Raw genomic sequence first — 19,971 nt, forward strand, 5'->3', positions numbered from 1 at the left:
CGGCGAGGATGGTTTGCTACCAGCACCGCCGCACGACGCCACAGGGCATACGTGGCACCACGATGATGAAACGCTCTTCACCTTGACCAAATTTGGCCTGGCCGGACTGATAGAGAATGCGCTCGCAACTGGTATGCCGGTCTATGAAGGCGTACTCAGCGATGACGAAATCATTGCGGTGCTGTCCTTTATCAAATCAACCTGGCCCGATGACCTTCGTGAGTACCACGACGAACTGAATGCCCAGTCCGAATAGGGGACATCTCAGATGATCAAAAAAATTCTTTTCGGTTTGGCCGTAGCAATGGCTCCAATGCTCGCGGCTGCGCATTCAAAGTCCGAAGCAACGACACCTGCTGACAGCGCGACTGTCACGGAAGTGCCGGAGCTTTCCATGCGGTTCGACGATCCGATGCGCATCATCTCGGCCACGCTGACCTCACCAGATGGCGACGTCAAAATTGAGCGCGAGACAGGTATGGACCCCACCACAGAATTCCGTGCTATGCCTTTGGAGGAGCTTGCACCCGGGAGCTATCGCTTCGACTGGCGCGGTATGGCTTCAGACGGTCACCCGATGCAGGGCAGCTTTTCTTTCACAGTCGCTAAGTGACCGGACTGGCCCCCATTGACGGTGTTGTCGTCTTGGCCATTTTGGCGAAAGCACTTGGCTACGGCGCGGCGCTGCTGGCGATGGGCAGCGTCCTGTTCACCGTTCTCTTTGCCACGCACGCCGAGGCGACCGTTTTGCGCCTCGCACGTCACCTCGCGGTCGGTGCGGCGCTTCTCGGTCTCGCCGTTCTGGCTTTGCGTTTCGGCATCAGAGCGGCGCGGATATCCGGAATGGGCTATGAGGGCGCGACGGACCCAATGATGCTTGGCTTTGTCTGGGACAGTCCACTTGGCACCGCCGCGATTTGGCGAGGAATGGGTGAACTCGCGATATTGGCAATTCTGCTCCCGCGCGTCGGGCAGTGGATCGCTTTGGCGGGCAGCCTTGCCATAGCGATTTCCTTTGCTCAGGTGGGACACTCTCTCGGAGAGCCCCGGGCGGCTCTCGCAATCTTGCTGGTTCTGCATTTACTGGCTGCCGCGTTTTGGGTCGGTGCTCTCCTGCCTTTGCGCAAAGCGGCGCTCACTTCAACTGGGGTCGATCTACTGCACCACTTTGGCAATGTCGCTGCTTACGGAGTTGCCGTCCTGATTGTAGTAGGCGCGGCACTCGCATGGCTGCTTTCGGGCTCACTGGCCGCCTTGTTCGGAACGGCCTATGGATTGGTGCTTTTGGTCAAGGTCGTGATCGTTTCCGCCCTTCTTGGCATCGCGGCGCTGAACAAGTTGAAACTCGTTCCGGCTCTCAGGGCTGAGCAGCATGATGCGACTATCGCGCTCCGACGGTCGATTGCGATGGAGATGTTGGCTGTTGTCCTGATCCTGCTTTCAACGGCGACGCTAACCAGTGTGACGACACCTCCCATCAATCTCTGACGGCTTATGGTCCGAAGCAAAAGCTGCAAATCCTTGTCACGAATGTCCGCTTAGGGCTTATTTTGTTGAAAAACTCTTCCTTGATCGATGCATGAACTGCTGATTCAATTCTTCCAGTGGGCGGGAGGATTGGCGATGATGGGATCGAGGCAGGAAGCGCAATCGTCGCTGTTCTATGAGTTCTCATTGGAGAACCACGTTCCCCAAGATCACCTGCTTCGGTCGATTGATCGATTTGTTGATCTGAGCAGCATTCGAGCACATCTCGCGGATTTTTACAGCCACACTGGCCGCCCATCGGTCGATCCGGAACTGCTGATCCGGATGCTGCTGGTCGGCTACTGCTTCGGCATCCGCTCCGAGCGACGGCTGTGCGAAGAGGTGCATCTGAACCTGGCATATCGATGGTTCTGCCGCCTCGATCTGAATGAGCGTATCCCGGATCACTCGACTTTCTCCAAGAACCGGCATGGACGCTTCCGCGAGAGCGAACTGCTGCGCCACCTTTTCGAGACGACTGTGGCGCGCTGCATCGCGGAAGGTCTGGTGAGCGGCCAGCGCCTGGCAATTGATGCCAGCCTTATCGAGGCGGATGCAAACAAGCAAAACTCAGCACCCAAGGAAGAATGGGATGCATCAACCATCGATCCAGAAGATGCGCCTCGCGCGGTCCGCGAGTATCTCGACACGCTGGATGAGGCGGCTTTCGGGGCTGCGAGCGAGGTGCAGCCCAAGTTCACCTCCCATTCCGATCCGGCGAGCCAATGGACGGCAGCACGTAAGGGCCCAGCATTCTTTAGCTATTCCGACAACTATCTGATCGACACGGACCATGGCGTCATCGTCGATGTGGAAGCCACACGGTCCATCCGACAAGCTGAGGTCGGATCAACTAAGACCATGCTGGACCGGGTAGAGGACAAGTTCGATCTACATCCAGAACGGCTGATCGCCGACACCGCTTACGGCACCGGGCCACTTCTTGGATGGCTGGTCGACCGCAAGATCGCGCCGCACATTCCGGTCTTCGACAAGTCTGGGCGCAACGACGGAACCTGGACCCGTGCGGACTTCGAATGGGACGCCGGGAACGATCAGTACATCTGTCCCGAAGGTCATGCGTTGAAGCAATTCCGGCGCAACTACTCGGATCCGAACAGAGGGCCAACCGGCAAAGGGACGGCCCGTTATCGCGCCTTGAAAGACGTCTGTCAGACCTGCCCGTCGAAAGCCAGGTGCTGCCCGAACGCCGATGCTCGAAAGATCACACGTGAAGAGCACGAAGACGCCCGGCAGGTTGCCCGCGACATTGCCAAGACCCGCCAATACCAGATCTCGATGAAGCTCCGGAAGAAGGTCGAGATGCTTTTCGCCCATCTCAAGCGCATTCTTGGGTTGGGCCGCCTCCGATTACGTGGACCACGTGGCGCAAATGACGAATTCCTCCTCGCCGCCACCGTCCAAAACCTCCGTAAATTGGCCAAAATCTTTCCTGCACCGCAGCAAACGCGAAAGACCTGATAAGAAAGGCAATCGCACTCAGCTCAGATGGCTACTTTCTGCGTCAGCAACACGTTGTTTTTCAACAGAATGGGCTGTTTGCGGCCCTCCGGCGCAAGCGGCCAATGTCGGTGGCGTCCGCATCCTGTGATTTCGCAGACTTCGAGATTTTGCGTTTGCAGCGAATGGCCGGTTCAACGGGCCGCGCCGCAGCATCTCGACCAGGTGGTGGAGGTCGGCTTTGGGCCGTCCGAGAGGGTAGGGCAGGCTATGGGTCCTCTGATACTGCGCTGCAACCGAGGTCCGATACGAGCCCGTAGCGACGGATGCTGCATCGCATACCAACGGCAGCTTTTGCTAATTTGGACGCAAGAGACTTGTCGGATGACCGGACTAGCCACTGCCTAGCCCCGTTTCCATAGTTGTCCTGCTTGCACTTCGGCATAGGTCCATCGTGGGAGCTGGGGGGCACGGCAATCAAAAACGAATAACTTGGCTATAAGTTTCTCGCAAACGGGAAATGGTTCAAGCGGCGCGCCAAGGCCTCGCAATATGTAATCCAATATTTCAGGTGTGAAGCGATCCCGGATACGTTTTGCCTCGTAGCGCGAGACGTCTTCGAATGGATACGGCGCTCCGGACGAACTGAACGTCCACTTTCCTTCTCGTGCGACGTAAATGCTTCGCCTGCAGTTATTGAGGGCCTCTCCACCCCGCTTAGGGCAATTATAGGCTTCAAAAATGGTCGCTTTCGATTGCTTTACGATCCGCAATCCAGTGCAATTATGCGTCCTTGCAAGCCGAGACACTTCCAAAAACACGTCTGATCCAAGCAGGCTGTTGTTGAAGTAGCTCGTCCAATTATTCCCGTTGGCGACAAGTAGCGCTCTGTCCGACGCCATGCTCAACGGCTCGAGATGGGGAAATAACTTGTCGGCTGTGCCTTCCAGATCGGATTGGTTAAGGTCGAGGGCACCGGTGGAGAAAAATGTCGTTAATGCCGACGCAGTTTCGTCAAGCGGCATCGAGAACAATGCGTAGGAAGTCGTGGTTGGCTCAAAACTATTCATAGCTGAGCCTAACGAAAGAGACGGCAAATCGACAAGCATGCTTGCTACTGCGTCGAACTGCCTCAACAGCAGGAATAATACCTTGTAGAGATGTCGAGTTGCTCGAGAAAGGTTGTTCGCATAGCGACTGCGAAATGGTGCTTTGTCCGCTAAGCTATATGCCTTTTGCATACGGCGATGGTACTGTGCCGGCCGGGCATTCATCCACTGTAGCCTTCATGCATTTCAAAGTCCCTCAGTGACGAGACGGAGAACCGGCCGTTTGTACTAGAAGATATCAAGGTCTTCGAAGCGCGTTTTGTCATAGTTTATTACATTCAACGGGTCGGAAATTTGTTGAATGCGGCCATCCTACTATCCATTTCATTGATATGCCCGAGGAGGACGTTTCTTACAGCTTTTGGGGTGTTGGACATCATGTTTAACGAAGAGAAATGCAATGAAACGGTTTGATGTGCATAACTTCAATATGGACGTATTGGGTGCATTTGATGGGCCGAATGAGGCTTCAATTAACCTTGTGGAGGTCAACCCACTACCGATCGGGCCGCTACTTCTCGAAGAATGTGAAGACCACGCGGCTGTAAGCCAACCGTCGATCACCCCTCAGCAAGAAACTCTCCAGGAAGAATTTAGCGCCGCCGGTTTCTTGACAGAGGAAGCGGCCTCCGAGCCAGTGTTCGCGGGCAAAAACGGTTTCAGTGAAGTCGAAAGCGTCGCCGCCGACACAATTCTGCGGCCAGGCGATTGGGAATATGAAGCCGTTGGCGCCGCCGACGCCCAGACGGAAAACATGGGGAGCTCTCCTATTGGAGAATCCGTACATTCGGATCCGATCGAAGTGTGGGAATACAAGCCTTTAGACAGACAGATAATAGCAGTCCATCAACACGGCGAATATCTAGCGGAGTTATTTGTGAGCGGTAATATTGGCGCCGAAGAATTTGGGATGAGATTCGTAGATTTCTGCGAATTTATTTTTACGCTTTCGTATGGAGACAACAAATACGCCGATGTTTTGGTTGATTACATGAACAGTTACATTGACGAAAACAACTATCTTGAAGATCTTGAGTTTGGAGTGGGAGTTTGGCCCACCCTTATTAGAACATACCAAGAATTTGTAGAAGATCTGAAATCATCCGGGATGTTTATTACCAAGGACCCTAGAAACCCACCTCTTCATAGCGACGAATTGGATGAGTTTGGCGTTTTTTCGGATGAGGATTCTACAACTCAATCTCACGATTCTGACGGCTTAGGTGAGGCGCTAGGCTACCAAGACTCCAACAATTCGTGGTCGACAGGTTTCGATTATGATTTGCCCTAAGTCACCAACGCCCCGGCACTAGACCACGCTGGTACAGGTGGCCATTGCGCCTCCATGACGCGAGGTGTTGCGCCAGCTTAACGTCAACGCTCCTGTTTCGCCGTGAGCGTCATTTGGAAGCCCTGCTTGGATCAGCTGTCGAACAATTTCAATTATTGCGGCACGAACGACAAGATAGAGCCCAAACACGCTTTTGAGGGCGTTGCATCGTTTGGCCTCTACACGCCTCCGGTCAGAAATCTCGAAAGACAAGATTGACGCGCCATCGCATTCAACAGTGCCGTAGACGATGCGCGGGTACTCGACTAGGTTTCGACTATGACACACAAACCAACTCGCCGCATTGCGGTGATCGCTTCTTCCGACGTCGTCGGCTACTCGCGGTTAATGAGCCGGGATGAAACAGGAACTTTTGCTGAGTTGAGCGCGTGTCATCAAGAACTGATCGAGCCACTAATCGGCCAATTTGGGGGTCGGATCGTCAAGAAAATGGGCGACGGGCTCTTAATCGAGTTTTCATCTGCTGTGGATGCAGTGCTCTGGGCCATCGAACTGCAGACCAGAGTGGCAAACCGATACTCTGACACGGCAATCGACAAGGTGATCAAGCTGCGGATCGGCCTTCATCTTGGCGACATCATTTCGGAGTCAGATGACATTTTCGGGGATGGCGTTAATCTTGCGACGCGCCTCCAGGAGGTTGCCGATCCAGGTGGCGTCTCAGTCTCTAATGCCATCCTTGACCAGATTGCGGGCAAGATCGATCACTCATTCGAGGACTTGGGTTTCCGTCGACTTAAAAACCTGGAAAATCCTGTGCGGATTCACAGGGCTCGACTTACCGATCGATCCACAGAAAAGACCAAGCCAAGGCAATGGCCCTATGTGGCGGAAACTCCACCCGAGAAAACGCCGGAGGCGTCTGGCGGATGCTTATGCGGACGCGTCGGTTTTGATGTTTGGAACCCGCCAGCGGCCGTTGGTTACTGCCACTGTAGGATGTGCCAACTTGCGCTGGGGGGACCATTGAATGCGTGGGCGGCATTCAAGAAAGCGGATGTGACCTTCTCTGGCGAGCTCCCAAAAGTTTTCCAATCCTCTCCCGTCGCCCGTCGCGCTTTCTGTGCAGAATGCGGCACTAGCATCTACACGGAGATTGAGGGCGCGGATGGCACAGAATTTTATTCGATACGTGTAGCCACCCTCGACAATCCTGAAGATTTTCCGCCAACCTGCCACTTTGGAGTCGAGAACCGTATTCCTTGGCTATCCATTGAGGACGATCTACCGCGAATTCGAACCGAAGAAGATGCTGTCCTTTCTGAACGTTGGGCCGCCGCCGGTGAAGACAAAGGGGGGCCACCACGTCGAACAGCAGCCGAACGTCTTCGCTTCACTCAGATGAAAGTTAAATAAACTGATTTAGCACGCGCCGCAGGATCTCCATTGGTCTCGCACCGATCCATGCAGCTATTGTAGATGCACCATTTCTGTCATGCAGAAATATCAAGCTGGCCATCAGCAAACCGTAAATGTAGGAACGAGATAAAACGCCCTCTAAGCCCGCTCGGCGGGGCTTAGTCCTGAGCGCAGCCAATGGCCCCACTGGAGTCCTTTTTACCGGATTGCTGCTCCGCCGTGAATGTATAGTTTCCGACTTCGCGGATGACACTCATGCCGCCCATCCATTATCCTTCGCTTACGTAGTGAGGAGCAAATGCGATGGGCACTTTGATCGTTACCGAAGCCGAGTTAAGAAGTTGCCTTCCGATAGACAAAGGGGCACTCGAAGCAACCGAACTGTCCTTTTCATGGATTTCGGAAGGGCGTGTTTCGATGCCTCCAGTGATGCATATAGACATTGATGAAGATAGTGCCGTCGATACGAAAGGTGCATGTGTTGATGGCCTTGAGCACCTTGCAGTTAAAATCGCCACCGGCTTCTTTCGGAATCCGCAGATCGGACTACCTAGTTGCAGCAGTATCATTGCTTTGATGAACGCAAAGACTGGTGCCTTTCATTGTGTTTTTCTAGACAACGGGTACTTGATGAACCTGCGCACCGGACTTGCCGGTGCAGTAGCCGCCAAACATCTGGCACCCAAGAAAGTCACAACCGTCGGTGTGGTCGGCACCGGCGTTCAGGCGCGATATCAGATCGAAAGCCTCGCCCTGGTGCGTGGGTTTGTCCGTCTGGTGGTTTTCGGGCGCAGCGCAGCGTCTGTTTCGAACTTCTGTTCCGAGATGTCGGATAAGCTCGGAATTCCAGTAGAACCTTGCCAATCTCTCTCGGAGTTGGTGACCGCTGCGCAGATTGTTGTCACCACGACGCCTGCGACAGAGTCTATCATCATGGCCGAATGGCTCCACTCTGATCTGCACATCACTGCTATGGGGTCTGATCTGCCAGGCAAACATGAACTACACCCGAAAGTACTTGAGCGTGCGGAGGTTTTGGCTTGTGATGTGTTTGATCAGTGCGTGATAGGCGGTGAGCTCCAGAATTTGGGCGACGCCAGCAGAAAGATTTTTGAACTTGGTGAGATCATTTCAGGAACGGAACAATTTTCGCGACCAACCGGTGCCGTGACGATCTGCGATTTGACGGGAACCGGCGCACAGGACACTGCAATCGCCGTCGAAGCCTTTGACCGTGTAAAGGCCGCAAATTTGGGCACTTCGCTCTGAAGATTAGTAGAAGCGGACATCTGCCACCATGCACCGAACGGCAGCTTCGTCCCGCATTGTCGCCCCAGGCGACTATCCTATGATCCCCATGCCGTGAACGGAAGAGAGCACACCGAGAGACGTCAAGCGGCTTCTCTCGCATGAGGCAAGCAAAGGAGACGATTATGCCGCTATACGAACGTCGTACTTATCAGGTGCGTGTTGGCCAAATGCCCGAACTCACCACGCTCTATCGTGAGAAAGCTTGGCCCGTCGTCGAGGCGGCCGGTCTCGCAAAACACTGCGTGGGCTATTTCATCACTGACACCGGAGCGCTGCATCAGTTGGTGCACATTTGGAGGTTCGAGGACGACGCTGAGCGCCGCAATTTCTGGGAGAAGCTCCTGGGCATCGACGCTTTCCCCTTAGTCGAGATACGGTCGCTTCTAGTCAGTCAGGAGAACCAGCTTATGCGCGGCGCGGATTGGGGCCCGGTGGCTTGACGTGTTGGGCAAGCCGTAACCCTGCCCGCCGAGCCAATATTTGGGCGAGTTGAACCCAACCGAAAGTCCCAAATAGCCGCGCAGAGCCCATTTTGACAAATGCTGCGTTGTTGTGGAATGTCAGTTTTGAGACAAAAACGATGCCGTTTATTGCAATGCTCTAAGATAGATAATGCGCTTTGCCAATCAGCTTAAACTCGCTACTCCTGTTTCGTGGAGGTTATGAATGACAACCGTTCCAAGCTGGCTAGCTGATCTTGGGCTTGAGAAATACGCTCCAGACTTTCAGGAGGCGGAGATTGATTTCCAAATACTGTCGGACCTGCGAGAAGAGGACCTAGTTGAGTTAGGTTTGCCGCTCGGGCCGCGTCGCAAAATCTGGGCTGCGATTCAGCGGCTTGAAGTCAACCCACCCAGCATAACGGAAGAAGCTGAGACAAATTCGAAAGCGCAAGTTGCACCAAGCTCATCCGCTGAAGGTGAGAGGCGCCAACTGACAATAGTGTTTATCGACCTTGTCGGTTCGACAGCCCTTTCTTCCAGATTGGATGCGGAAGAAATGGCCGTATCCATAAAGTCGTACCAGAACGCTGTCGCTGGCGAGATTACCCGAATGAACGGGCACGTGGCCAAATTTATGGGTGACGGTGTTATTGCGTATTTTGGTTGGCCGCAGGCCCATGAAGATGAAGCAGAACGTGCCGTGCGCGCAGCGCTTGCCGTGGTCCAGGCCGTAGGGCATTTGGAAGCGGGTGGGCAAAGCCTCGCCTGTCGCGTGGGCATCGCAACAGGTCTCGTGGTTGTTGGCGAATTGGTTGGCCACGGAACTGCTCTTGAACAGACGGTGGTTGGTGATGCGCCCAATTTGGCTGCACGGCTGGAAGCCGCGGCGGGTGCAGGAGAAATTTTCGTCGCAGAGGCAACGCACAAGCTTGTTGCCGCATCCTTTCAAACGGAGCCAACAGGCCCTCTGGATATCAAGGGAATCGAGGAGCCTGTATTTGCATTTAGGATTTTGGGTGAGCGCTCCCGCGAAAGCCGCTTTGAGTTACGTGCGGACGGTATGGCACCTCCGATCGTGGGCAGAGATCAGGAGTTGGCCCTCCTGTTGGAGCGCTGGGAAACTGCACGCAGCGGTGAAGGACAAGCCGTGCTTCTCGTTGGCGAGGCGGGCATCGGAAAGTCGCGCATCATGCGCGCACTGGAGGACAAGATCGCCGAAGAGCTGCATACCCGACTTCTCTATCAGTGCTCCCCATTCCATAGGGACAGTGCCTTTTGGCCGGTAACGCAACAGTTGCGGCGCGCAGCAGGATTGTCACGCGACGATACCGACGACGATCGTTTGACTAAGCTTGAGGCATTGTTTGGCCGTGCCGACATGCCAATTATTGCGGACCTTATCGGGCTTGATGGCAGCGACCGATATGGCGCACATGGTCTCGCGCCTGGACCGCTGCGTTCTAAAACGCTCGAGGTTTTGTCAAGACAGGTACAGCTTCTTGCAACGGATAAGCCCGTTGCATTTTTTTTGGAAGATGCACACTGGATCGATCCAACAACGCTAGAGTTGCTCGAGTTGACGATAGATGCGGTGGCGGACGCCCCTGTGTTAATGGTTTTGACGTCAAGGCCGGACAGCCAGCCGGACCTTGCAGCTCATCCCCATGTAACACGCCTGGCGCTCAACAGACTTGGCCGTGCCGGCGTGGATGCGATCGTCGAACGACTTGGCGGCGCAAAACTGTTACCCGAAACCGTCGAGGCAATTATTCAGCGCACGGACGGTGTTCCATTGTTTGTTGAAGAGCTGACCAAAGCGGTGGTTGAAGGTGGAAAAGCAGCGATCCCGGCATCGCTGCACGATTCACTCATGGCCCGGTTGGATCGCACGCCGGAAATAAAGGAAATAGCGCAATCCGCTGCATGTATTGGTCGTGAGTTTGACCTTGATCTTCTGATGATGGCCACAGAACGCGATGAAGCCGAACTGAAGCAGGGTTTGGAGGGACTTGCGAAGGCCGAACTGGTTTTCCGGCGCGGCGTGGGCGAGAACGAGCGGTATGTCTTTAAACACGCGCTGGTCCGCGATGCGGCTTACGAGAGCCTGCTACTGTCCCGTCGGCGCAAAGTTCACGAGCGGCTTGTCTCAGCGCTGGAAGACGTAGCACCGCCCGAAATCGTTGCACGTCATGCGGAGGCTGCCGGAATGACCGATTCAGCCATCACTTATTACCGCAATGCTGGTGACCTAGCGGCCCGCCGTCCTGCTTACCGCGAGGGCGCAGCTCACTACCTGGCTGCGTTACGTCTGCTTGAGCAGAAGGGCAATAGTCCACGCGAAATGTTGTCAGTGGCGACTAAGCGGGGCGTGGCTTTAATCGGCGCAGATGGCTATTCTGCAAAGCCGACTGTTGAAGCGTTCGCACGGGCGAGCAGATTGTTGGTCGGTCTGGAAGATGCGCCGGAATGGCCCGTTGTACGATACGGAGAATGGGTTGGACGATATGTGAGTGCCAGCCTGCCAGAGGCCGAATCAATAGGACTATCGGTGCTTGGGGACATGCCTGAGCAAGACCCGTATAACTTCAAGAGCATTGCGCATCGTATGGTCGCGACTTCTCAAACAATGATGGGCAGGTTTCGCGAAAGTCTACCGTACTACAATAAAGCTCTCAGCCAATATGATCCTGTACGCGCTGCAGATCAGGCCAGTCGGTTCGGAACAGATGCCAAAGCAGCCGCGAGTGCATATATGGCTTTGACGCAATGGTTTCTTGGCAATATTGCTGGTGCCTACGAACACGCGGAAGTGGCGGCTGAGATCGCCAACACGCCTGATCACCCCGCTTTGAGCAAAGCATACTTGTATGGCCATCTCACTTACCTGAAATATTTGAACCGCGATCCGGATGCTCTTGAGTGGTCAAACAAGACACTGGCCGTCAGCGATTTGGCAAAGATTGATATCTGGCGCAGAATTGGCCTTATCCCACGCGCGGCCATGTACGCGGAACATGGCGAATACGAAGCGGCTCTGGCTGACGTCGCTGATTGTAAATCTGCCCTGATAAAAGCGAACACATGGTTGTTCATCGGCTGTGTCCTGCGTGCCGAGGCGCGTGCGTACATCGGTCTTGGCGCGTTCGCAAAGGCAGAAAGCGCCCTAAACGAAATTGATCCCATGATGGACAAAACGGGTCAACGGTGGGATGAAGCCGATACAAGATGCGCACAAGCGGAGCTCGCACTCGCTCCAGGCGATGCTGACAAAGCGGAGCGCTTTTATCGTGAAGCAGTTCTGGTCGCGCAAAATCAGTCGGCACCCAGTTGGGAACGTCGTGCAGCCATTCCCTTGGCGAAACTTATGGCTGCGCGTGGTGCACGAGCAGAAGCGGTCACCCTTTTGTCAAGTGTTCAGGGCAAATTCGCATCGGGCTTTGATACGCCGGATTATCTCGCAGCGTCCGAGACATTGCACGTGCTTGGCACGAGCTGATTTGGATTGTCCGCACCGAAGGAAAGCAGCAAGTTGACTTTTAATGGCTACAGAACGTCTGCTGGTTCTCATGTAGCACTTTGTCCGTATTTCAATCATGGAGCGGAATTGAGCAAACGTCTTCCTCTAGCCCTTAGTAGTCAGTTAACATACTGTTCGACTGTTGTTATTGTTGGTTGATGCAGCGACGTCTAACCACAATACTTGCAGCTGATCTGGCGGGCTATTCACGCTTGATGGCCAACGATGAAGAAGGTGTTATCAAACGCTTAAGTCTAGCTCGGACGGAAGTGGTCGATCCTGCCATTGGCGAGGGCGGAGGGCGCATTATCAAGACTATGGGTGATGGGCTTTTGGTAGAGTTCACCTCACCTGTCGAAGCTGTACGCGCAGCGTTACGGGTTCAGCAGGGAATGCAAGCACATCAGAAATCGGAGACCGAGGATGAACGGCTCCGTTTCCGCGTCGGCATAAATGTTGGAGATGTCGTAGTCGATGGGGACGACCTGCTCGGGGATGCGGTGAATATTGCCGCGCGGCTGGAAAGCCTCGCACCCGTTGGGGGCATCTGCATATCGCGAACCGTGTATGATCAAGCTAACGGGCGCGTTGACGCTGGCATGACAGCTCTGGGACCACAGCTGGTCAAAAACCTGCCAGATCCGGTTGATGTGTGGAGAGTTGAAATTCCCGGCACTGAGCCACCTAAATCCGAGCTCCGGCGGGCTGAACGACCATCGATCGCAGTATTACCTTTTGACAATATGTCGGCCGGTCAGGATCAGGAGTTTCTGGCCGATGGGATCGTCGAGGATGTAATTACAGAGTTGAGCAGATTTCGGTCGCTGAAGGTGATCGCGCGAAACTCGACCTTCGCTTACAAGGGGTCCGCTGTAGACGTTCGTGATGTGGGCGAAGAATTGGGGGCTCGCTACGTTGTTGAAGGGTCGGTTCGGCGTGCCGGCAACCGATTGCGTGTGACAGCACAGCTGATTGAAGCCGGGACAGGAACACATCTTTGGGCCAATCGCTGGGATCGGACAATGGAAGACCTGTTCGACCTGCAGGATGAACTGACTCACGCCATCGTCACGTCGGTTGAACCTGAATTGGGGGCGCACGAAAGGCACCTGGCGCGACTTCATCCTACCGACAGCCTAACGGCTTGGGAGCTCTGCCAGCGCGGCTTGAACCAATTTGGAGATTATTCCTCAGATAGCCTCGACCGAGCCGAAGAATATTTGCTCGCCGCGATCAAGACCGATGAGAATTTCGCGCTTCCCTATACTTTGTTAGCAAGGCTGTACTACGCCAGTGCCCTTATCGGACGATCGTCCGATCAAGGGGCAGCATTCGAAAGCAGCGTGGCGTGGGCGCACAAGGCTTTGTCTATCGATGACCGGCTTGAAACCGCCCATGCGGTGCTTGGGGTGGCGCTGTCGATGGTCGGCAAAGCGCAAGAATCCGACGCGGCCTTGCAGACCGCTCTCACCTTAAACCCCAGCAATGCATTTTGCTTCTATGCTGCGGGGATCGCGCAAATGCCACGACCTGACCCTGATTGGCGTGCAATGATCAAGCATGGCCAAGAAGCCCTCGCGCTAAGCCCTTTGGACCCGTCGGCCCATGGATTTCAGAATGTTGTCACGAACGCTCACCTTATCAGGAGCCTTGATCATTCGGACCCTGATTTTGTGGCTTCAGCACGCGCGGCAGCGCGCCACAAGGGAGCGCCTTGGTATGTGCATTTGTTGGCTGCAATGGCCGAAATCGCTACGGGTAACGAAGCAGCAGCAAGAAAAGCTATCGAAGCGGCTCGGATGAATGAACCGAGTATCACAGCGAAGGCTTTTCGCGAGGCATTCACGTTTCCCTACGTGGAAGAAACATTTGATGTGAGCGACGGAAACGGATACACGCAGCGCCTGATAGAACTAGGACTACCCGAAGAATGACTCATCATCGGTTGGTCGGGATTTACAAAGCTCGCTGATGAATGTCCGCATTAGGCTGAGACCGATCCTCAACAACCATTGAGCCAATGGCAACTTTGTCCGCATTTGGTGAGTTCGGCTGGTGTCGACGTTTGCTACTGCAGCGAATGGCCGGTTTAGTGAAGCTGCGCTGCGGCGCAGTCTAACGCGATGAATGGCTGGTAAGGGCCGGTTCTACCCAATGAGCTGACAGCGGAGCAGGGAACTGTGCTGCAATGGCGCCGAGGTCCGGAATGAGCCCAATATGTCGATTGCCGCGTGATCAACAGATGTCTGGTCAGTGGAACTAATTTGGACGGTTCAATTGTTTATTAGCTTCAAGAACCCCAATGGCCAAAAGTCTGCGACAAACGCTTCAAAACCTTAACGAAAGACATGACATGCCACCGTCCAGCTTTGCACAGTCGGTATTGTCGATTTCAACGACCGAGTACCCTTCCTGATCCAACATCTCTGCTGTGCGCGGGAAGCCAGCGGCCATCAACACCAAATTGTTGAAGCGGATTGCGTTGGCGGCTGCTTCTTCGCCGTCGGCTACATACAATACCCGGTAGCCTTCAAAGCAACCCGATGCATCCAATCGACGGGTCGACAGGATTGTCTCGGCATCCATCAAGGAACAATCTGTCTTGAAGTGCAATACACCTTCAGGGGTGAACACTTCGCGCAAGTTATGGCCCCAGTCCGAGGTGATCTTAGCGAGTTCGGCGACACCATTTGCATCCGTGCGGTCAGACCGACCCACGAGAATCTCGCGACCAGTCACAAGGATATCTCCGCCTTCAATATGGCCCGGACCTTTGATTTCGAAGACCGTTTCATAGCGTGCTTGAAGTGTCGGTGCCATTTCGGCCACTTCACCCATTCGCGAAGGCGCGCCGGGTCGCATTAGTACAGCACCCTGCGGCAGGCAAAGGGCTGTGTCTTCGACAAATTGCGCGTCAGGGAACGCGTCGAGGGGCTTAAGTTCGATTACCTTAGCCCCAGTGCTTTTCAGGGCAGCCACGTAAGCCATATGCGCTGCCACCATCCCGTCGAAATCCGGGTTGCCGATATCTTCTGCGCGCAATCCGCCAGCAATGGTTGGGGCCGGGCGTCGGGTGATGGCGCGGGAAAATTCAAAGGTCGGGTCAGACATGTTTCAATCTTTCTGAGGTTCGAATGGCGGAGCGGTGACTTCGATCATTGCCGGCCCGCCCCGGGCGACAGTTTTGCGCAACGCCTGCGCGATGGTCTGCTGTTCGGGTGGAACCGTGGTGAATGGAATACCAAAGGACTTTGCCATTGCAGCAAAATCGGGGGGCGAAGGATCACATCCGATGTCGGTCACGCCCACATCCTGCATCGACGTGGCAATTTCCCGGTACCCGCGATTGTTCCAGATCACGAAGGTAATCGGCAGTTTTTCGTCTACCGCCGCCATGATCTCAGGCGATGAAAACTGCGCGCCTCCGTCGCCGGTAATACATATAACCCGTGCGGTTGGATCGGCGATCGATGCGCCGATGGCTGCAGGTATCCCATATCCGAGAGCACCATATCCCGTTGCTGAATTGAACCAGCCACCTGCGCGGTCATGATCGTAGAAAAGATTGCCCGCATAAATCGGTTGAGTTGAGTCACCGACCATGAGCGCATTCGGCGCGGTAGAGCGAATTGCATTCAGGATTTCTACCTGATCGCGATAACTCGCACCAATCTCCTCCCAGGCGGCTTTGCGTGTTTTGTTGGCTCGTTCGGCTCCGCCGTTTTGCTTTGCTTCATGCGGTAAAGCTTCGGATAGAGCCCCCACAACCAAGTCAACGTCACCTAGAATGGTAAGCGTTGCGTCATGACGGGCCAGTTGATTGGCGCACCGATCAACTCGGATAAGGCCCGGCATTTTAGCAAATTGGCCTGTGTCGTACATATCGTAGTCGGTCGGCCCCAGCTCGGTTCCCAAAGCTAGTACGCAATCGGCGCTTTCTATCAGTGAACGAACCGCGTTCAGACTGGGGCTGGCTGGAACGGTCAGAGGATGCCCGTGTATCAAGCCGCGCGCATTTACAGTCTGCACCACGGGGGCATCCAGCGCTTCGGCCAATGCCCGTAGACCGGGCCCTGCACGTTTTGCGCCACCACCCGCCAGAATGACAGTTTCCTTTGCCTTAGTCAGTTGCTTCGCAGCCTTCGTGATCTGTGCTTGGTTGAACGAGGGCTTTGGGTCGAATGCCTCAACTGGCGTTTCTTGATACTCAGAAGCCGCGATATCCAATGGAATCTCGATATGCGCGGGTCCCGGGCGACCATCTGTCAGGCTGTGAAAAACACGGTTCAAAACCGGGTCCAGCGCTTGGGTGTCAGCAACTTGTTCTGACACCAACGCAACTGTTCTGGCCAGCCCCAGTTGGTCTGGCAATTCATGCAGATGTCCCAAGCCCTTGCCAAGTGAAGCGGTTTTATTGACACCAGAGACCACCAACATCGGAATTGAATCAGCGCGCGCCTGCGCCATGGGCGTCAGCGTATTGGTCAACCCGGGGCCAGTGATCACAAAGGTCACACCTGGTTTCCCCGAAACACGCGCATAGCCATCAGCCATGAAACCGGCACCCTGCTCGTGCCTGGGCGTAACATGACGAATGCCCGAGGCCGCAAGCCCGCGATACAGCTCAACCGTGTGAACGCCCGGAATTCCGAAGACGCAGGTCACATCTCTTTGGCGAAGCTTGGCAACCAAAGCTTCACCGATTGTCATTCCGCTCATGCAACCTCGCGTGATTTGCTGTTGGCGTGATCAATGATGCGAGAAACCGCTGTGGCAAAATCGGCGTCACTAATCGTCAGCGCGACCCGGACCCAGTCTTTCAGACCGTTGCCAAAAGCGGACCCTGGCATGACAGCCACCCCGGCCTGCAACAGATCCCACGCATAATCTTCGCCATCAAACCCGGTGGCAGAAACGTTGATGAGGGCGAACATTCCCGCCTCTGGGCGATGAACCGTCAGATCCGTTTCTGCTTCAAGACGATCAGCCAGCAGGGTGGCGCGGCCAGAGAAACGAGCGGCCATGCCGGGCGCAACCTCGGACCCGTCGCGGATTGCCTTTTCGGTCATGTCCGCGATGAAGGGCTGATTGCCAAAGAGCATTGTTTCGGAATACGGCAGCAGCGCTTCACAAAACGCTGCTGGTCCGACACACCAACCGCTACGAAACCCTGGGGCAGCATGTGATTTCGAGATGGATGATACACCTATGACACGATCCGCCAGTTTCGGGTCTGCCAATGGTGAAGCAAATTCGGCCTCGTCAAAGATCAGTTCTTCATAGACCTCGTCCGAGATGATCCATAAATCGTGCGCCATGGCGAGCTGCCCGATTTCGGCAATTTCCGTGGTAGTCAGAATTGCACCTGTCGGGTTGTGTGGCGTTGTCAGAAGAATGGCGCGGCTGCGTGGAGTGATGCGTGCAGCAATATCTTCGGCTTGCATGCGAAACCCGTGCTCTGGCCGAAGCGGAACAGGCACGATATCCGCCCCGGATGCACGCACGACTCCTTCGTATGTCGCGTACATCGGGTCACCAACCAAAACTTCGTCTCCGGCCTCTGCAATCCCGGACATCACTGCGAAAAGGGCGGTTTGCGTCCCGGGCAAGCACAAAAAGTTCTCGGGTCCGAAGGGCCGCCCACGAGAGGTTGAATAGCGAGCAGCAAGCGCATCAAGCAGTCCGGCTTCACCGCGCCCGTTGGAATACCCTGTCCGTTGTGCCCGCAAGGAGGTTACGGTGGCTTCTACCAATGCGGCTGGCACGGGCACATCCGGTTCTCCAATCGTCATTTCGACGATATCCACTCCGGCTTTGATAAGGTCGCGTGCTTTCAGGTGTACACCCCATTTGGCACCACCCAACCCCGCTAAACGCTCAGTCACAGATGTGGTCTTCATGGCTGCTCCGCCTGTTTGTTTAATGGTATCCCTAAGATGGCGCTTACCGAGTCCAAGCCGATCTGCGCCAGTTGCCCTTCGGAAAACGCGTCCGGAAGCGCACCGCCTTCCAGCCAAAGGCCGTCGATTACCGCGTTGCAAGCAATGGCCAGTTGCGTTGCCTCCGTTGCAGCAACTGAACGTCCGGTTTCCAGCAATGCGGCGACGATCAGCTCCTCGAGGTGACCCCGGAAATAGTTATAGGTCTGCTGGTGAGTGCGCTGCATTTTTGAATCATGTTGCACCTTGTTAAGAAAGCTGGCCCACAACGCCACGGCGCTTGGATCAACGATTGGTGGTCGTAGCGACGCGTCAACGAAGTTGGTCAACTGAGATACCGCGCTTCCCATTCCTGACGAAGCTGCTGTCTGATCGGTTAGCGTATTCATGTGGTGCTCATACGCCGCCTGAACCAACTCTTCTTTTGAAGAGAAATAATGACGGATCAACCCTTGGGTCACGTTCGCGCGGGCTGCAATCTCACGCACCGTGGCACCGCGGACGCCCATCTCGGCGATCAGGTCCAAAGTCGCCAATATCAGCGCCTCGCGCCGAAACTCAGCAGACTCACGTTTAAATTTGCGGCTGTCGTCCTGCACGTCAGTGTCATCCATGGCATGGAGTTATTATACACTTGCATAATTGCGAGATTCGAGGCTTACTGCAAGCTGAAATCAGAAGATTGTTGGATATGGACACAGCCGAAGCAGCATCACCCACACCCGAAGCCACTGCGTCCATTGAGGCGATAAAGATTGAGGACCTGCACAAATCCTTTGGTGCGCTAGAGGTCCTGAAGGGTGTTTCCCTGACTGCCAATAAGGGGGACGTTGTCGCAATCATCGGGGGATCAGGCTCGGGCAAATCCACCATGCTGCGCTGCATCAACTTCTTGGAAACGCCGAGCTCGGGAAAAATCACCATTGGCGGTGAATTGGTTGAAATGCACGCCGATGGCAGTCCCGCGAACCGCCGCCAGATCGAGCGTATCCGGACGCGGCTGGCAATGGTTTTTCAGCAGTTCAATCTGTGGACGCATCGCACGCTTTTGGAGAACGTGATCGAAGTGCCGATACATGTCCTCAAGGTGCCAAAGGCAGTGGCTATCTCGCGGGCGCACGACCTGTTGAAAAGGGTAGGGCTTGGTGACAAGGCCGACACCTTTCCGGCCTATTTATCTGGCGGTCAGCAACAGCGTGCCGCCATTGCCCGAGCGCTTGCCGTAGATCCTACGGTAATGCTTTTCGATGAGCCCACATCGGCGCTGGACCCCGAGTTGGTCGGCGAAGTCTTGAACGTGATCCGTGATCTCGCTGGTGAAGGACGCACCATGCTGCTCGTCACCCACGAAATGAAATTTGCGCGCGAAGTTGCCAACCACGTTGTCTATCTCTTCGAGGGCCGCATTGAAGAGCAGGGTCCACCTGCCGAGGTCTTCGGTAATCCAAAATCAGAACGGCTGAAGCAATTCCTCAGCTCGGTCGCTTGATTCAGTCAAAACAAACGAATGAACCAAAAGGGAGTAACAAAATGAACGTCAAGAAACTACTCGCATCGGGGCTTGCCGCCGCCATCTTTTCGGCTGGTGTCGCCAATGCTGAAGAGGTCAAGATTGGTATTGCGGCCGAACCCTATCCGCCATTCGCTTCGCTGGACAGTTCAGGCACCTGGGTTGGCTGGGAGATCGATGTCATCAATGCTGTTTGCGCAGCAGCGGAACTTGACTGTGTTATCACGCCGGTGGCTTGGGACGGTATCATCCCGTCGCTGACCGGGCAGCAGATCGATGCCATCATGGCCTCGATGTCGATCACCGAAGAGCGGCTGAAAACCATTGATTTCAGCGATCCTTACTACAACACACCCGCCGTCATAGTTGCGGATAAATCGATGGATATCGAAGCGACGCCAGAGTCGCTGGCAGGTAAAGTTGTTGGCATCCAGGCTTCGACCA

Annotated in this window: 17 protein-coding genes; 12 read left to right on the forward strand and 5 right to left on the reverse strand. The window is 54.9% G+C overall.

All coding sequences use genetic code 11. The annotated features are described in order from the left end of the window. The 4 genes from AC2FNU_RS17920 to AC2FNU_RS17935 form a co-directional block, all read left to right on the forward strand. A partial coding sequence (locus tag AC2FNU_RS17920) for a c-type cytochrome (RefSeq protein ID WP_496791064.1) occupies window positions 1–256 on the forward strand: 256 nt, incomplete at its 5' end. A gap of 12 nt (window positions 257–268) precedes the next feature. Next, window positions 269–613, forward strand: coding sequence for a copper resistance CopC family protein (locus AC2FNU_RS17925; RefSeq protein WP_496791068.1), 345 nt, complete (start codon window positions 269–271; stop codon window positions 611–613). Beyond that, a complete protein-coding gene (locus AC2FNU_RS17930; protein WP_496791070.1) occupies window positions 610–1,488 on the forward strand; it encodes a CopD family protein in 879 nt (292 codons plus the stop codon). The genes AC2FNU_RS17925 and AC2FNU_RS17930 overlap by 4 nt, the downstream gene beginning before the upstream one ends. Before the next feature lie 135 nt (window positions 1,489–1,623). Beyond that, window positions 1,624–3,009 carry an IS1182 family transposase gene (locus tag AC2FNU_RS17935; RefSeq protein ID WP_496791111.1) on the forward strand — a complete coding sequence of 462 codons (1,386 nt, stop codon included), beginning with the start codon at window positions 1,624–1,626 and terminating at the stop codon, window positions 3,007–3,009. A 383-nt stretch (window positions 3,010–3,392) separates the two neighbouring features. On the opposite strand, the gene AC2FNU_RS17940 is transcribed toward AC2FNU_RS17935, so the two are convergent. Continuing rightward, window positions 3,393–4,262 (reverse strand): hypothetical protein, encoded by an 870-nt coding sequence (locus tag AC2FNU_RS17940; RefSeq protein ID WP_496791074.1) that lies wholly within the window; start codon window positions 4,260–4,262, stop codon window positions 3,393–3,395. Between the two features lie 235 nt (window positions 4,263–4,497). Between AC2FNU_RS17940 and AC2FNU_RS17945 the strand changes: the two genes are divergently transcribed. The 6 genes from AC2FNU_RS17945 to AC2FNU_RS17970 all read left to right on the forward strand — a co-directional run bounded on the left by AC2FNU_RS17945 (window position 4,498) and on the right by AC2FNU_RS17970 (window position 14,012). Continuing rightward, a complete protein-coding gene (locus AC2FNU_RS17945; RefSeq protein WP_496791077.1) occupies window positions 4,498–5,388 on the forward strand; it encodes a hypothetical protein in 891 nt (296 codons plus the stop codon). A 318-nt stretch (window positions 5,389–5,706) separates the two neighbouring features. After that, on the forward strand, window positions 5,707–6,804 hold the full coding sequence (locus AC2FNU_RS17950; protein WP_496791081.1) for a GFA family protein: 1,098 nt from the start codon (window positions 5,707–5,709) through the stop codon (window positions 6,802–6,804). 306 nt (window positions 6,805–7,110) lie between these two features. Continuing rightward, window positions 7,111–8,076: an ornithine cyclodeaminase family protein gene (locus AC2FNU_RS17955; RefSeq protein WP_496791084.1), complete on the forward strand. Its 966-nt coding sequence runs from the start codon at window positions 7,111–7,113 to the stop codon at window positions 8,074–8,076. Window positions 8,077–8,240: 164 nt separating this feature from the next. Next, window positions 8,241–8,558, forward strand: coding sequence for an NIPSNAP family protein (locus tag AC2FNU_RS17960; protein ID WP_496791086.1), 318 nt, complete (start codon window positions 8,241–8,243; stop codon window positions 8,556–8,558). Between the two features lie 226 nt (window positions 8,559–8,784). Beyond that, complete coding sequence (locus AC2FNU_RS17965) at window positions 8,785–12,057, forward strand: AAA family ATPase (RefSeq protein ID WP_496791087.1); 3,273 nt, start codon at window positions 8,785–8,787, stop codon at window positions 12,055–12,057. Window positions 12,058–12,236: 179 nt separating this feature from the next. Then, entirely contained in the window at window positions 12,237–14,012 is a 1,776-nt protein-coding gene (locus AC2FNU_RS17970) for an adenylate/guanylate cyclase domain-containing protein (RefSeq protein ID WP_496791090.1), read from the forward strand. A 394-nt stretch (window positions 14,013–14,406) separates the two neighbouring features. Here AC2FNU_RS17970 and AC2FNU_RS17975 read toward each other — a convergent pair whose 3' ends face one another. The 4 genes from AC2FNU_RS17975 to AC2FNU_RS17990 are packed head-to-tail and all read right to left on the reverse strand — an operon-like array spanning window position 14,407 to window position 18,616. Then, window positions 14,407–15,189, reverse strand: a complete 783-nt coding sequence (locus AC2FNU_RS17975; protein ID WP_496791093.1) for a dimethylarginine dimethylaminohydrolase family protein — start codon at window positions 15,187–15,189, stop codon at window positions 14,407–14,409. A 3-nt stretch (window positions 15,190–15,192) separates the two neighbouring features. Continuing rightward, the gene (locus AC2FNU_RS17980; protein WP_496791095.1) at window positions 15,193–16,797 is read right to left on the reverse strand and encodes a 5-guanidino-2-oxopentanoate decarboxylase; all 1,605 of its coding nucleotides are present in this window, start codon (window positions 16,795–16,797) and stop codon (window positions 15,193–15,195) included. Further along, window positions 16,794–17,978, reverse strand: coding sequence for a pyridoxal phosphate-dependent aminotransferase (locus AC2FNU_RS17985; RefSeq protein ID WP_496791098.1), 1,185 nt, complete (start codon window positions 17,976–17,978; stop codon window positions 16,794–16,796). The genes AC2FNU_RS17980 and AC2FNU_RS17985 overlap by 4 nt, the downstream gene beginning before the upstream one ends. Continuing rightward, the gene (locus AC2FNU_RS17990; protein ID WP_496791101.1) at window positions 17,975–18,616 is read right to left on the reverse strand and encodes a TetR/AcrR family transcriptional regulator; all 642 of its coding nucleotides are present in this window, start codon (window positions 18,614–18,616) and stop codon (window positions 17,975–17,977) included. Before AC2FNU_RS17990 ends, AC2FNU_RS17985 begins: the two co-directional genes overlap by 4 nt. Window positions 18,617–18,708: 92 nt before the next feature. On the opposite strand from AC2FNU_RS17990, the gene AC2FNU_RS17995 reads away from it, so the two are divergent. Together AC2FNU_RS17995 and AC2FNU_RS18000 are read left to right on the forward strand one after the other, a co-directional pair. Further along, the gene (locus tag AC2FNU_RS17995) at window positions 18,709–19,506 is read left to right on the forward strand and encodes an ABC transporter ATP-binding protein (protein ID WP_496791105.1); all 798 of its coding nucleotides are present in this window, start codon (window positions 18,709–18,711) and stop codon (window positions 19,504–19,506) included. A 41-nt stretch (window positions 19,507–19,547) separates the two neighbouring features. Then, the coding region (locus tag AC2FNU_RS18000) for a transporter substrate-binding domain-containing protein (RefSeq protein WP_496791108.1) at window positions 19,548–19,971 on the forward strand (424 nt) is incomplete at its 3' end.

The organism is Ruegeria sp. BHSB064 (assembly GCF_059613205.1).